The following is a 350-nucleotide window of genomic DNA, read 5'->3' on the forward strand; positions in this document are numbered from 1 at the left end:
AAGCGACTGAATGCCAAGGGCCAAGAGCTCAAGTCCAACATCACCGACCCCGACAGCGCCAAGATGGCCACGAACAAAGGCGTGATCCAGGGCTACGCAGCGCAAGCAGCCGTGGACAGCGCCAACCAAGTCATCATCGCCGCCGACGTGGTGGGCTCGGGCTCGGAGCAGGCCATGCTCGCGCCCATGATCGAGCAGGCCCAAGCGTGGACGGATGAGAACACCCTGGTCACCGCCGATGCGGGCTATCACAGCGATGCCAATGTGCAGCAGCTGCACGACAACAACACGCCAGCCCTGATTGCGGACGGCCAGATGCGCAAGCGCGATGAGCGCTTCGCGGATCAGGC

1 protein-coding gene is annotated in these 350 nt (G+C 63.7%); it reads left to right on the forward strand.

The features are described 5' to 3' along the window. Positions 1 to 350 (forward strand): transposase (locus LNV28_RS25015; protein ID WP_263569078.1); only part of this gene is annotated, 350 nt, incomplete at both ends.

It is taken from the genome of Paucibacter sp. DJ2R-2, assembly GCF_025717675.1.
Taxonomy (GTDB): Bacteria; Pseudomonadota; Gammaproteobacteria; order Burkholderiales; family Burkholderiaceae_C; genus Paucibacter_A.